This window comes from Vibrio sp. G-C-1, assembly GCF_021728015.1.
In the GTDB taxonomy this organism is placed as follows: domain Bacteria; phylum Pseudomonadota; class Gammaproteobacteria; order Enterobacterales; family Vibrionaceae; genus Vibrio; species Vibrio splendidus.
Map to the genome: position 1 here is coordinate 215391 of NZ_JAKKCR010000009.1, position 14550 is coordinate 229940.

General features: G+C 45.0%; 13 protein-coding genes. 6 read left to right on the forward strand and 7 right to left on the reverse strand.

What is annotated here, in order from left to right:
* Positions 1-40: 40 nt before the first annotated feature.
* Positions 41-1306, reverse strand: coding sequence for a DUF2066 domain-containing protein (locus L3V36_RS15050; RefSeq protein ID WP_029222107.1), 1266 nt, complete (start codon positions 1304-1306; stop codon positions 41-43).
* A gap of 278 nt (positions 1307-1584) precedes the next feature.
* On the opposite strand from L3V36_RS15050, the gene L3V36_RS15055 reads away from it, so the two are divergent.
* On the forward strand, positions 1585-2823 hold the full coding sequence (locus L3V36_RS15055) for a uracil-xanthine permease family protein (protein ID WP_004734317.1): 1239 nt from the start codon (positions 1585-1587) through the stop codon (positions 2821-2823).
* Between the two features lie 150 nt (positions 2824-2973).
* On the opposite strand, the gene upp is transcribed toward L3V36_RS15055, so the two are convergent.
* Positions 2974-3600 (reverse strand): uracil phosphoribosyltransferase, encoded by a 627-nt coding sequence (upp, locus tag L3V36_RS15060; protein ID WP_004734318.1) that lies wholly within the window; start codon positions 3598-3600, stop codon positions 2974-2976.
* Positions 3601-3769: 169 nt separating this feature from the next.
* Here upp and purM point away from each other — a divergent pair, with 169 nt between their 5' ends.
* Complete coding sequence (purM, locus tag L3V36_RS15065; protein ID WP_004734319.1) at positions 3770-4810, forward strand: phosphoribosylformylglycinamidine cyclo-ligase; 1041 nt, start codon at positions 3770-3772, stop codon at positions 4808-4810.
* Between the two features lie 120 nt (positions 4811-4930).
* A complete protein-coding gene (purN, locus tag L3V36_RS15070) occupies positions 4931-5617 on the forward strand; it encodes a phosphoribosylglycinamide formyltransferase (protein WP_017096172.1) in 687 nt (228 codons plus the stop codon).
* A 160-nt stretch (positions 5618-5777) separates the two neighbouring features.
* On the opposite strand, the gene L3V36_RS15075 is transcribed toward purN, so the two are convergent.
* Both L3V36_RS15075 and lpcA read right to left on the reverse strand, forming a co-directional pair.
* Entirely contained in the window at positions 5778-6623 is an 846-nt protein-coding gene (locus L3V36_RS15075; RefSeq protein WP_017084136.1) for a class II glutamine amidotransferase, read from the reverse strand.
* 65 nt (positions 6624-6688) lie between these two features.
* Positions 6689-7264 (reverse strand): D-sedoheptulose 7-phosphate isomerase, encoded by a 576-nt coding sequence (gene lpcA, locus L3V36_RS15080; RefSeq protein WP_017096171.1) that lies wholly within the window; start codon positions 7262-7264, stop codon positions 6689-6691.
* Positions 7265-7591: 327 nt separating this feature from the next.
* On the opposite strand from lpcA, the gene fadE reads away from it, so the two are divergent.
* On the forward strand, positions 7592-10057 hold the full coding sequence (gene fadE, locus L3V36_RS15085) for an acyl-CoA dehydrogenase FadE (protein ID WP_102447201.1): 2466 nt from the start codon (positions 7592-7594) through the stop codon (positions 10055-10057).
* Positions 10058-10204: 147 nt separating this feature from the next.
* On the opposite strand, the gene L3V36_RS15090 is transcribed toward fadE, so the two are convergent.
* Together L3V36_RS15090 and dnaQ are read right to left on the reverse strand one after the other, a co-directional pair.
* Positions 10205-11452, reverse strand: coding sequence for a TIGR03503 family protein (locus tag L3V36_RS15090; protein ID WP_102447202.1), 1248 nt, complete (start codon positions 11450-11452; stop codon positions 10205-10207).
* 9 nt (positions 11453-11461) lie between these two features.
* Entirely contained in the window at positions 11462-12229 is a 768-nt protein-coding gene (gene dnaQ, locus L3V36_RS15095) for a DNA polymerase III subunit epsilon (RefSeq protein WP_004734326.1), read from the reverse strand.
* Between the two features lie 56 nt (positions 12230-12285).
* On the opposite strand from dnaQ, the gene rnhA reads away from it, so the two are divergent.
* The gene (gene rnhA / locus L3V36_RS15100) at positions 12286-12750 is read left to right on the forward strand and encodes a ribonuclease HI (protein ID WP_004734327.1); all 465 of its coding nucleotides are present in this window, start codon (positions 12286-12288) and stop codon (positions 12748-12750) included.
* 138 nt (positions 12751-12888) lie between these two features.
* Here the strand turns inward: rnhA and L3V36_RS15105 are convergent, their stop codons facing one another.
* A complete protein-coding gene (locus L3V36_RS15105) occupies positions 12889-13671 on the reverse strand; it encodes a class I SAM-dependent methyltransferase (protein WP_004734328.1) in 783 nt (260 codons plus the stop codon).
* 53 nt (positions 13672-13724) lie between these two features.
* Here L3V36_RS15105 and gloB point away from each other — a divergent pair, with 53 nt between their 5' ends.
* Positions 13725-14483 (forward strand): hydroxyacylglutathione hydrolase, encoded by a 759-nt coding sequence (gene gloB, locus L3V36_RS15110; RefSeq protein ID WP_102447203.1) that lies wholly within the window; start codon positions 13725-13727, stop codon positions 14481-14483.
* Positions 14484-14550: the final 67 nt, after the last annotated feature.

The window sequence follows — 14550 nt, forward strand, 5'->3', positions numbered from 1 at the left end:
TCATGAATTCATTTCAATCGGTAATGTCAGAAGACAATCACTAGCGAACCCATTCGTATACTAGGCTTGGCTTAGCATGTACTGGCGCAACAACTGTTAGCTCTTCCGAGCCAGACGTATTCGTTAGCTCAGCATCCGCTTCAGTTGATAACTCACTACCTTTGATGACTTGAACGCTTGGGTCTGCTTCGTTAGCCGTCGCTTCTGCGCCATCGTTCAGGGTCGTATCAGTAACAGCTGCTGAATCATCGCCTACAGACATGGTGTTGTCTTGCGTTTCAAATTCAGGGCTCACTTCAGGTTCAATATAAGATTCTTCAACCTTTGCGACTTGACGAATGCTTTCCACTTCTTGCTCAAACTCTTGTTGAGTCGACAATAAGTGAATTCGGAAAGTGACTTCGTTATTCTGAATTTTCAGAATATCTAAGCTTGCCACCGAGTTTAAACGCTTAAGTGCATTCTCCAATTGGAAGAAGTCTTGTGCGTTATTCAGGCTAATAAATTGCGTTAAAATCGACTCTGATGATTCACTTGCTACTGTAACCGCACTTTTACCTGCGTAGTAATTACTGATTTGGTCGACAAGTTTCTTAGAAGTCGTCGCGCTGTTGCCCGATAGCGAACCACTGACTGGCGATTTTGGTGCACTCGTCAATTGGTTTGGCTTTTGATCGTATAGCGTCCAACGTAGACCTGAAGATTGAGCCTTTATCACCAGAACAGCATCAACCGGGTAACGCTGACTCGCTTTACTGATTGGTGTAACAAAGCTACCCCAAAGATCAGAGGTCGCAATACCCGTAATGTCATCAAAATCACCCACTGGTAGCGTTAGAGGCAAACCGCGCTCTTTTGCGTTGGCTTGTAAACCTGCCGCTAATTGTGAGTTGGAGTGTTCCCAGACAATATTCTTGTCGTAGTTCTGTTCTTCCACCAGCCAAACAAGGATATTTGAGCGAGTATCAGGCCAATACGGCAATTGTGCTTGAGTCAGTAGCGAACGGATTTGAGCGCCGTTAAAACGCATGCGCAATGTTGATTGGTCATTGCTTTCACCAAAACTCATTTGAGACATGTACTGCGAACTCTTACGCATCGCCTTTTGAATCGTCTCATTCGAAGCGACATCAGTTTGGCCAGTCGCACGTATCAAAACCTGCTCCATGCCGGTATTTCTTGCCACTTGTTCTGGCTGTTTGTTTTCAGCGTTAATCGCAACTTCAGCACTAAAGATATCTACTTGAGTTAATGCATAACTCGGAGAGGCTAATAGTCCCATCAACAACAATGCTATGTAGCGCATACTGATCCTAATATTCAAATCTTGTGCCTAGATGATAAGCAACTATGGATTGAGGGGCAAGGTCGATAGCGCCCACTGTGTTTAATAACCACAAAATATCACCTGGCCATGATAAATCGCTCACTTATAAACTGAATTTTTCGAACTTTGACGAATATAAAATATCACTAAGATAAATAAATTTGATCTATTTGGTGTGGCAATCGATTGCTAAGTGATAGAATCCCGCGAATTTTATTTTTCACTTTTCATATAACGACCATTTTTAAGGACATAACATGAAGAATGCTCTGCAAGGTGCACAAATGCTGTTTGTAGCTTTTGGTGCGCTTGTATTAGTGCCGCTACTGACTGGACTCGATCCCAACGTTGCACTCTTTGGCGCGGGTATCGGTACCCTTTTATTCCAACTTATTACACGCCGTTCAGTGCCAATCTTCTTAGCGTCTTCTTTTGCATTCATCGCGCCTATCATGTTTGGTATTCAAACTTGGGGTGTCGGTGCAACCATGGGCGGCCTAATGGCAGCAGGTGTTGTGTATGTCTTAATGGGCGCGTTGATTAAAGTGCGTGGCGTAGCCTTCATCCATAAACTGCTTCCACCCGTCGTGGTTGGCCCTGTGATCATGGTTATCGGCTTAGGTCTTGCGCCTGTTGCAGTAAACATGGCGCTAGGCAAAACCGGCGATGGTGCGGTTCAACTTATCGATGCAGACGCCGCGTTATGGATCTCGTCTATTTCATTGCTAGTGACGATTGTCATCAGTGTTTTCTCGAAAGGCTTCCTTAAATTATTGCCTATCTTTGGTGGCATTGTTGCGGGTTACGTAACGAGCTTGGTATACGGCGTAGTTGATTTTACCCCCGTAGCTCAAGCAGCTTGGTTAGCACTACCAAACTTCACGGCACCAGAATTCAACATCAACGCTATCTTCTTTATGGTGTTTGTGGCAATTGCACCTGCTGTTGAGCACGTGGGCGACATGCTTGCTATCTCGAACGTAACCGGTAAAGACTACCTTAAGAAACCAGGCTTACACCGCACCATTACTGGTGATGGTGTGGCAACGATTGCCGCTTCTATGCTGGGCGCGCCACCCAATACAACCTACAGTGAAGTAACGGGTGCTGTAATGCTGACTAAAGCATTCAACCCAGTGATCATGACTTGGGCAGCAGTGACAGCGATTGTTCTGGCTCTAGTAGGTAAGCTAGGCGCTCTTCTGCAAACGATCCCAGTTCCTGTGATGGGCGGCATCATGATTCTACTGTTTGGTTCTATCGCAACCGTAGGCTTGAATACTCTAATTCAGAATAAAGTAGACCTACATAAATCACGCAACCTTGTGATTGTGGGTATTACGTTAGTCTTCGGTATTGGCGGCATGGCATTTGGCATCGGTGACTTTAGCCTACAGGGCGTAAGCTTATGCGGTATCGTGGCAATCCTACTTAACCTAGTCCTTCCAGAAGAATTAGGCGACAACACCGTAGTAGACAAAGCTCAAATCGATTAATTTATCGGTAAGGCTAGATTCAAAAGAATCACAACCTAACAAGATCAAAAAAGGGAGAGCATCGAATGCTTTCCCTTTTATTTATACGGCTAATTAAGCAGGTTCAGTTAAGTTTAAAAACTCTTTAAATTAACTTAAACCGAAACTGAATTACTTAGTACCGAAGATCTTATCACCAGCATCGCCAAGACCAGGAACAATGTAGCCCTTGTCGTTTAGCTTCTCATCGATTGCAGCCGTGTACAGCTCAACATCTGGGTGCGCTTTTTCTAGAGCAGCGATACCTTCAGGAGCAGCAACAAGCACAAGAATCTTAAAGTGCTTACAACCTTTCTCTTTCATAAGGTCGATAGTCGCGATCATAGAACCACCCGTCGCAAGCATTGGATCTACCACTAGAGCAATACGCTCGTCGATGTTAGATGCAAGCTTGTTGAAGTATGGTACTGGCTCAAGCGTTTCTTCGTCACGGTAGATACCCACAACGCTGATACGTGCACTTGGGATGTGCTCAAGAACGCCGTCCATCATGCCTAGACCAGCACGTAGGATTGGCACTACAGTTACTTTTTTACCTTTAATTTGGTCAACTTCTACTGGACCGTTCCAACCGTTAATCGTCACACGCTCAGTTTCAAAATCTGATGTCGCTTCGTATGTTAGAAGGCTACCCACTTCTGTCGCTAGCTCACGAAAACGCTTAGTGCTAATGTCACCTTCACGCATCAGGCCAATTTTATGTTTTACTAGCGGGTGTTTCACTTCAACAACTTTCATTTCCAACTCCGGCAATATTTAAACAAACCTGTAGATTATACACGAACTGTGGGGTTATTTCAGAATCTTTATTCTAATAAAAAAAACCGCGCAAACGTTTGCTCTTGGTAATCAAGCCCTGTTAGAATAGCGCCGTTTTCACATCCAACTTAAGTTCGAGGACTATCCCGTGAGTGGTAATACTTCTTCTCTAAGCTACAAAGACGCTGGTGTTGATATCGACGCAGGTAATGCACTAGTAGACCGTATCAAAGGTGCTGTTAAACGCACTCGTCGCCCTGAAGTAATGGGCGGTATTGGTGGCTTTGGCGCCCTATGTGAACTTCCAACGAAATACAAAGAGCCAGTACTTGTTTCAGGTACTGATGGTGTTGGTACTAAACTTCGCCTTGCTTTGGATCTGAAAAAACACGACACCATTGGTATCGATCTAGTGGCAATGTGTGTGAACGACTTAATCGTTCAAGGTGGTGAGCCGTTATTCTTCCTAGACTACTACGCAACAGGTAAGCTAGATGTAGATACAGCTGCAGACGTTGTTTCAGGTATTGCTGAAGGTTGTGTTCAAGCAGGTTGTGCACTAATCGGTGGTGAAACGGCTGAAATGCCTGGCATGTACGAAGGCGATGACTACGATGTTGCTGGCTTCTGTGTTGGTGTCGTAGAAAAAGCTGACATCATCGATGGCACTAAAGTAGCTGCAGGTGACGCACTTATCGCTGTTGGTTCAAGTGGTCCACACTCAAACGGTTACTCTTTAATTCGTAAAGTTCTAGAAGTTTCTGGTGCTGATAAAAGTGAAGAGCTAGAAGGTCGTACTATTGGTGAGCACCTACTAGAACCGACTAAGATTTACATCAAATCGGCACTTAAGATGATTGCTGAGCATGACATTCATGCTATCTCGCACATCACAGGTGGTGGTTTCTGGGAAAACATCCCACGCGTACTTCCTGAAGGCACTAAAGCAGTGATTGACGGAAAAAGCTGGGAATGGCCTGCTATCTTCAACTGGCTACAAGAGAAAGGGAACGTGGAAACATTTGAAATGTACCGCACTTTCAACTGTGGTGTAGGCCTAGTTGTTGCTCTACCTAAAGATCAAGCAGACGCTGCTGTTGAACTACTGAAAGCTGAAGGCGAAAACGCTTGGGTTATCGGTGAGATCGCAAACTCTGAAGCTGGCGAAGAGCAAGTAGAAATCAAATAAGTGATACGCTCACTTACTTAGTTAATCAATGAGGACCTTATGGTCCTCATTTTGCTATTTAGCCCGCAGAAAACCTTAGTTTATGTAGGTACATTGTAAATACTTCGGTTAACCAATCGCATGACCCACCCTATGAAGAACAGCCATTCTATGAATAACAGTCACTCTAAGAAAAACATCGTCGTTTTAGTCTCAGGAAGCGGAAGTAACTTGCAAGCCATTTTGGATGCCTGTGATAGCCACACGATTGACGCCTCTGTTAAGGCCGTTTTCTCAAATAAAGCGGATGCTTTTGGTCTAGAGCGTGCAAAATCAGCAGGTGTTGGCGCTCACTCGGTGAATCCAAAAGAATTTAACTCCCGTGAAGAGTTTGATCATGAATTGATGGTTCAGATCGATGCGTACCAACCCGATCTAATCGTACTCGCTGGCTATATGCGTATTCTGAGTTCAGAGTTTGTTCGCCATTACGCGGGGAAAATGATCAATATCCACCCTTCTCTGTTACCTAAGTACCCAGGCTTACACACCCACCAGCGTGCCATTGATGCGCAAGACAAAGAACACGGCACCAGCGTTCACTTTGTTACCGAAGAACTCGATGGTGGCCCAGTGATCTTACAGGCTAAGGTGCCAGTATTTGAAGATGATGATGCTGACATGTTAGCAAGTCGAGTGCTGACTCAAGAACACTGCATTTACCCTATGGTCTGTAAATGGTTTGCCGAAGATCGTTTATCGATGGTAAACGGGCAAGCTGTCTTAGACGGTAAAGTATTAGGCAATCACGGTTACGCAGAAGAGTAATTCGTATAGCTATTCTCGCAATAGTAAATCACGGAATAAAAAGTAAATCACTGAAGAGCAGCCCTTAAAAATCAGAAAACAAAAAGGCCGCTTACTGACTTATTAGTTCAGTAAGCGGCCTTTCTTTTGTTCGGATCAAAAATGATACTATTCGGAACGTTTAGCTCAATGGCTCAGTTGGTGCTTGGCTTGCAACCTTTTTAGGTGCATAAGCAACATCTTCCAATGCTTTGTGGTTATTGCCGATCAGCTCACCAAAATGAAACAACGCGTATTCGCCCGGCTTCATTCTAAACCACTCTTCATTGCATGTTAGAGGCTGAGTTGCTACCACCGTGACCACATCATTCGGCGTGGTCTCTTCTTGGAAGTTTATCTCAACATCTTCATCAATCAGGCTCGCATTACCAAAAGGCGCGCGTCTTGTTATCCAGTACAAATGATTCGTACAGTAGGTCATCACGTACTCGCCATCACTGAGTAACATGTTGAAGACGCCTTTATCTCTTAGCTGATCACAACACTCAGCGACAAAGCGAAACATACCTTCCATGTCTTGAGGTGGCTCAGGAAAACGGTCTTCTAGTTGTTTCACTAACCAACAGAAAGACAGTTCACTGTCCGTCTCACCGACCGGTCTGAAACGACCACTAACCAGATCATCGTAATCCGTTAATTGGCCATTATGTGCGAAGGTCCAGTATCGTCCCCAAAGCTCACGGGTAAATGGGTGAGTATTTTCTAGATTAACGCCACCACGATTGGCTTGACGGATATGACTGACAACAGCTTGACTTTTAATTGGGTAGTTTTGAACCAACTCAGCGATCTTGGATTCACAACTAGGGTTAGGATCTTTAAACGTACGAAAACCCTTTCCTTCATAGAAAGTAATACCCCAGCCATCGCGGTGCGGGCCAGTATTGCCTCCACGCTGCATAAGACCAGTAAAGCTAAAACAAATATCAGTTGGCACATTCGCGCTCATACCGAGCAATTCACACATGGTTTAATCTACTCCCTATCAAAACCAATGGAGCCTAAGTTGGGCCCCAAATGTCTTTAAAACTATTATTCCATTTCTTTTTCAACAAGCTGAATCACAATGTGGATGATCTTAATGTGAATCTCTTGGATGCGGTCAGCGTAACCAAAATGTGGAACTCGAATTTCGATATCGGCACAACCTGCCATTTTACCGCCATCTTTACCGGTTAGCGCGATGGTTTTCATGCCTTTAGCTTGAGCAGCTTCAATCGCTTTCAAAATGTTGACAGAGTTACCTGAAGTCGATAAACCAAACAACACGTCACCCTTACGGCCTACGGCTTCTACATAACGAGAAAATACGTGATCGTAGCCAAAGTCGTTACTTACACAAGATAAATGGCTAGGGTCTGAAATCGCAATACCAGCGTAACCTGGACGATTTTCACGGTATCGGCCAGTAAGCTCTTCCGCGAAGTGCATCGCATCACAGTGTGAGCCACCGTTACCACAAGAAAGTACTTTACCCTCTTGCTTAAATGAATCTGCAATCAGTTTTGCGGCAGCTTCAATTTGGGCAATGTTATGGTCATCACTCAAGAACTTGTTAAGAACGTCAGCAGCTTCGTTCAATTCACTTTTGATTAGGTCATGGTACATAAGGCTTATCTCTTATTTTTTTGACGCAACTTAAAGTGCGCGAAATGAGAACTGGGGGTTTCCCCCTCTTTATCATTGAGTTTACCCACAAACATGAAATAGTGTCGACACTTAAGCCCAAAGATTGCCACCTTTATTAGCCTATCGCTGCCGATCCGCCCAAATATTCGCCACCAACCTCTCACAATTAGAACTTTAACTCTATTGAGATCACTTTTTACCCACCTTGGAGTTTTACAAATATTTAATATTTTGTTTACACTTGACTGGTTAGACCTCTTACCTAAACTTAATAACAATAAGTGATCTCTGAAAAGGAAATCGATCATGAACATATTGCTCTCCCTACTCGGCATGACAGCAGTCTTAAGCGTCTGTCTTTACCATAGAGTTAGCCTAGTACGCGCATTAATCGTATTAACCGGCACAATGGTAGCATTAACACTGTTTGGCGGCGTTGCTGTCACTGGCTGGCTTTGCTATCTCTTAGCCATTGCGATTTTTGCTGTACCGGCAATTCGTCAGACTATCATCAGTCAAAAAGCACTTTCTTTGTTTAAAAAAGTACTGCCTGCAATGTCTCAGACAGAAAAGGAAGCATTAGAAGCGGGTACTGTGTGGTGGGAAGCAGAGCTGTTCAAAGGCAAGCCTGAATGGAAGAAACTTCAAAACATCGCTGACCCTAAGCTGTCTGAAGCTGAGCAAGCATTTTTAGATGGTCCAGTAAATACAGTGTGTGAAATGGTCAATGATTACCAAGTAACGCATGAGCTGGCTGATTTGCCACCAGAAGTATGGCAATACCTGAAAGACCATAAATTCTTCGCAATGATCATCAAGAAAAAGTATGGCGGTTTAGAATTCTCAGCTTACGCTCAATCTTTAGTGCTACAAAAGCTAACGGGCGTTTCTAGCGTATTGTCATCAACCGTTGGCGTACCTAACTCGTTAGGCCCCGGTGAGCTATTGCAGCACTACGGTACAGAAGAACAAAGAAACCACTACCTACCCCGCTTAGCGGAAGGTAAAGAGATCCCTTGTTTTGCCCTAACTAGCCCAGAAGCAGGCTCAGATGCAGGTTCAATCCCCGATTACGGCATCGTATGCAAAGGTCAATGGCAAGGCGAAGAAGTTCTAGGTATGCGACTCACTTGGAACAAGCGCTACATTACCCTTGCACCTGTCGCAACAGTATTGGGACTTGCGTTTAAATTACGAGATCCAGACGGCCTACTTGGTGACAAGCAAGAGCTCGGTATCACTTGCGCGCTTATCCCTACAGATTTAAAAGGCGTGAAGATTGGTAATCGTCACTCCCCACTTAACGTACCGTTCCAAAATGGCCCAACCCAAGGTGATGATCTCTTCGTTCCTATCGATTTCATCATTGGTGGCCAGAAAATGGCCGGCCAAGGCTGGCGTATGCTAGTTGAGTGTCTATCTGTTGGTCGTGGTATCACACTGCCTTCAAACTCAACGGGCGGCATTAAATCGGCTGCGCTGGCAACCGGTGCTTACGCTCGCATTCGTCGCCAGTTCAAACAACCTATTGGTCGTATGGAAGGGGTTGAAGAGCCGCTTGCACGCTTAGCAGGTAATGCCTACGTAATGGATGCAGCGAGTAACCTAACGGTTGCAGGTATCGATCTTGGCGAAAAGCCTTCGGTTATCTCAGCAATCGTGAAGTACCACTGTACTCACCGTGGCCAACGCAGCATCATCGATGCGATGGATATCGTCGGTGGTAAAGGTATTTGCTTAGGTCCATCAAACTTCTTAGCTCGTAGCTACCAAGGCGCGCCAATCGCGATTACCGTGGAAGGTGCCAACATCCTAACTCGTTCGATGATCATCTATGGTCAAGGTGCAATTCGTTGTCATCCTTACGTACTGAATGAAATGGAAGCCGCTTATTCTGAAAGCAGCGATGCACTGGATAAGTTTGATTCAGCGTTAGCAGGACACGTTAGCTTTACGATGAGCAACCTAGTCCGCAGTGTGTGGTTTGGTTTAACCGATGGTCGAGGCTCAGACACGCCAACACCATCTAATAAAGCGGACAAACAAACTCAACGCTACTACCAAAAATTGAACCGCTACAGTGCCAACTTAGCGCTACTTTCTGACATTTCAATGGCCGTTTTGGGTGGTTCACTGAAACGCAGAGAGCGCCTATCAGCAAGATTAGGCGATATCCTAAGCCAACTGTACCTAGGTTCAGCAACACTTAAGCGCTTCGAAAGTGAAGGCAGCCACGCTGAAGACTTACCGTTAGTACATTGGGGCATGCAAGATAGTTTACGTCAGACTGAAGTTGCGATTGATGAGTTCCTAGCGAACTTCCCTAATCCTGTGATTGGCCGTTTACTTCGTGTTGTGTTGATGCCATTCGGTCGCATTCGTCGTGCACCAAACGACAAACTGGATAGCCAAGTCGCGCACATTCTACAAACGCCAAGCGAAACACGTTCTCGTATCGGCCGTGGCCAATACTTGGAAGCGACTGAATACAACCCAGTAGGTAAGATTGAAAAAGCGTTAGAAGTGATTCTTCAAGCAGAACCTCTATTCAACAAAGTCTGCAAAGAGACGCACCAAAAGCGCGCTTTCTTACGACTAGACCTTGTTGCTCAATTAGGGTTAGAGAAAGGCATCTTAACGCAAGAAGAGGCAGATTTGCTGATTAGCGCCGAGGAACATAGACTGTACACGATTAACGTTGACGACTTCTCTCCTGAGGAGCTTGCAGCAAAGTCTCAGTACCCAGACCAATCGATTGATAACGTCGCTTAAGGTTAGAAAAAGAAACAAAAACGGGACTCCTATGAGTCCCGTTTTTTTTGTTCATGACATCGTTGTCACAAATTTTAATGCTTACTTTCTCGAGATTTGTTCTCTCGAAGTTTGCTCTCTCAAGACAACTCCAATGATATAGGCGAGTTACTTAGGAGCCTTAAGCTGCATCTCTGGTTGAGCTTTTTTCTTCGCCTTTACCCGACGAACCACAAACCAAATCAATAAACCTAATAGAATCGCGACCACATTACCCACCGCAATAATGATAATACTGCGCTGTCTGTCATCTTCTCGCTTCTGAAGTATCATCAACTCTGCTGCGATACGCTTTTGCTCAGCAAGCGCTTGTTCTTGCAGGCGTCGTGACTCCGCTAAGTCGATATCTTCAACAACGCTGTACGAGTGCTCGGTAATGGGAAAGATCAGTGGACGTTGGCTTGAGGCATCAGTAGCGTAAACCATCCCCGACCAGTTATAAATCCCCAAATCGCCATTATAAGGCAGCTCTAAAGCGACTTTCATTGCATCGACCTCAGCTTGGCCCTGCTTATACATTTCGTATTCATCCGGAGCCTTGTGTTCAACATGAACCGCTAACGAACTAGGCGCAATCATGCCCGGCTCCCCTGAAACGACAATCGTATGAGGCTGCCCCTCTTTTCGAGACTGAATGAAGGTTGTAGTGATCGGTGTTGGGTACACCAAAACTTCTTGCTCTTGCGCTCGCAGGAACACACCATTGCCAGAAGTAATACGCGCGCGGTATTTACCGGGCTCAATATCAATCGGCAACGACACAGTGAAAACGCCATCTCCGGCTTGTTCATCAAGACCACTGCCATCGTCGGCAAACTCGCCCATCACAACCGGAATTGGGCGCGCCTCTCTCACTAAAGACTCTTCATTTTCAACGAACTTAGTAAAAGTGACCTTAAGTTTCACGCGATCTAAAAAATCACGCAGCACAAGAGGCTTGCCGTCAGAGGTCAAACGAGCCGTAAATTTAATGTGTTCGGTTTGATACAGTTTGTCTGGGAAGTCATTGGCATCCAAAACAAGGTGAGACAATAGCTTGATGTTGTTCTTAGGTGAGACTTTACCTACCGCTTGCCAAGGTCCTGGCATCGGTTTGTCGATAGATATGATGTCCATGGATGATTCTTCGTACCAACGGACATTATCAGCATTGCGCCAAGAGTAGTATTTCTTGCCATCCGGACGAACCAAAACGACAGGTTTAGAGTTACCGGCTCGATAAATCACAAAGGTGACTTGTTCAATACTGGGATCAACGCGAAAACGGTTGTCCAATAAACTCATTACGGATTCTGTTGCCGCATGTAAGCTAAAGCTTAACAGCAATAAGTAACCGGTAGCCAATACCCTTAACATAGTTTCTCCCTACTGACGCCAGAGGCAGCTTCCGCTTTTCTCGACGAGATCTAAACGACTTTGATGCGCTTCTACTTCATCGGCCGTAGCTCGTAAAACCTTTAGGGATTTTCGACCACTTTCTGCTCTTCGTATACTTTCACCTTCACCTTCCTTTTGGCCTGCGTTAAATTGCAGCGAAGTTTGCCCACCCGTCATCAATAAATAGACGTCGGCTAGGATCTCCGCATCGAGCAATGCGCCGTGGAGGGTACGGTGCGAGTTATCAATACCGTAACGATCACATAAGATATCTAGGTTGTTTCTTTTGCCTGGAAATATCTTCTTCGCCATGGCCAAGGTATCGGTAACTTTACAGTAGTCATCCGTTTTACCTATCGCTGAGTTTAGCTTCTCAAACTCATAGTCCATAAAGCCCGTATCGAAGGGCGCGTTATGAGCTACCAGCTCAGCACCTTTGATAAAGTCGAGAAACTCTTTATGTATGTCTTGGTATTCTGGCTTATCAATCAAGAATTCATCGGTAATACCGTGAACGCCAATCGCCTCTTCTTGAATCGCACGATCGGGCTTTATATAGACGTGGAAGTGACGCCCGGTCAGCCTACGGTTGATGATCTCTACCGCACCAATTTCAACGATGCGATGCCCCATATAGTGAGGGCCACCTTCTGTATTCATACCGGTGGTTTCGGTATCGAGTACAATGATGCGCTTATTTTCGTCCGAACTGTTTTTTTCGTTCGTGTTTTGTTCTGGAGTGCTACTGGTATTCATAAGGATAACTGTGTCAGACTATGCCGATAATGTGCTTGAGGTAATAGTATCAAATCATGACGAAACAAGTTGAAATTTTCACTGACGGTTCTTGTTTAGGCAACCCAGGTCCTGGTGGCTATGGCATCGTACTTCGCTATAAAAAAGTAGAAAAGACACTAGCCGAAGGCTTTACACTAACGACCAACAACCGTATGGAAATGCTCGCAGCTGTCATCGCTCTCCAAGCACTCAAGGAACCTTGCTCCGTGATTCTGACCACGGATAGCCAATACGTTCGCCAAGGCATCACACAGTGGATCCACAACTGGAAAAAGCGTGACTGGAAAACCGCCGACAAGAAACCGGTTAAAAACGCAGACCTGTGGCAAAGGCTCGATAAAGAAACTGCTCGTCATAGTGTTGATTGGCGCTGGGTTAAAGGACACGCTGGGCACCGAGAAAATGAAATGTGTGATGATTTAGCGCGAAATGCAGCGGAGAATCCGACTCAAGAAGATACGGGCTATCAACCAAGCTAACCATCTTTTAAATGAGATGCAGATTTCAGAAACAGATTCATACTTTCCAAACCTGATTGATAGTTTCCTAACCTAATTGATAGCTTCTTAAACTAGTTGATAATTGATTAACCTAATTAATAGATGAAAAGCCGACTACTAGTCGGCTTTTTCTGTTTTCAACGGATATGAAGCTTTAGCTGAATCCATGGTACGACGCGTATTGGTCCTAAAGCTTGCTCCAACCGGAGAGAAACGTCGCTTAAGGTGCCAATGTGGCTTGATAGGCTTAAGTGGGTAAGTTCGTTTACGAGCAACAATAAAGTATTGGCTGCCAGCAAAGGAAGCACAGCCACCTAAACTATTCTCCAACCACGTCCACATCGCCTGATACTTACTCATCGGAAATAGTGCATAGGTATCGCAGTGAATCACTTCGTAGTTCAATACACCTAACCAGTCTTTAATTCGGTTTGGCGTGTACATACGTCCACTCCAAGGCAAGCTGTTCTTTCGCCAAGGCAGTAAACTTGCGAGTCCGGTAATACTAAACGGATTGAAGCCGGTAATGATGATATAACCATCGTCCATCATCACTCGGTCGACTTCTCTCAATAATCGATGCGGGTCATTGCTATAATCTAACTGATGACTCAGCACCACAACATCAAAGCTTTTCTCCAAAAAGGGTAAATTATAGACATCCGCTATCACATTATGTAATGGGTTCTGGATATCTAGGTTTACTTGATGTTGAATGTTGCATGTGCAGCTAGAAATCTCACTACTGAGACCGCCAAGCTTGAGCATATGGTAACCAAATAGCTTTGGGCACCACTCATCGAGTCGAGTTTGAATAGATTCTCTCAACCAGTCCCCATTGTGCAATTGTGCCCAAGTGTAAGGACGCTCAAACTTCTTTCTGCTACGTGCTGGCTTCATCAATAACCTGTCTCACTTATTCTGTCTCACTAAAAGTGACTGGAGAATCAATAATGTTACATATCAAAAGCATACCTGCATTTAACGACAATTACATCTGGCTGATTCAAAATAGCGATCGTCGTTGTGCTGTCGTCGACCCTGGTGATGCGGCTCCAGTATTAGAGTACTTAGCACATCATGAGCTAACTTTAGATGCAATCTTGATTACACACCACCACCATGATCACATTGGTGGCGTTCCAGAACTAGTCAGACAATTTCCAAGCATAGATGTAGTGGGTCCAAGGAATGAACCGATCCCGACCTTAACTCACCCCGTTGATGATGGTGACCAATTAGAATTGTTTGGTGAAATCTTTTTAGTACTCGGGCTCAGTGGCCACACCGCTGGTCACATTGGTTTTGTGGGCGATGCCAAACTATTTTGTGGCGATGTGCTGTTTTCAGCAGGCTGTGGTCGAATCATGGAAGGCACGCCACAGCAAATGTTTGATGCACTGAACAAGATCACAGCACTTCCTCAAGAAACCGAGGTTTACTGTGCTCATGAATACACCGCCGCGAACATCGCTTTCGCATTAGCGGTTGAGCCTGACAACCAACATTTGCAGCAATATCGCGACCAAGTGAACCGACTCCGAGCTCAGAATAAGTCGACCATCCCCACAAATTTGAGACAAGAGAAGTTTGTGAACCCTTTCTTGCGCTATACCGAGCCAAGTGTAGTGAAATCAGTATCTAATCGTACTGAGCAGACCGATCCTTTATCGGTATTTACCGCTTTACGTGCGTGGAAGAACGAATTTTAACAAATACAGACTTGTCACTCATAGGGGGTGGCAAGTATTATCACCGGCCGTTAATTAAAAAGGCTGT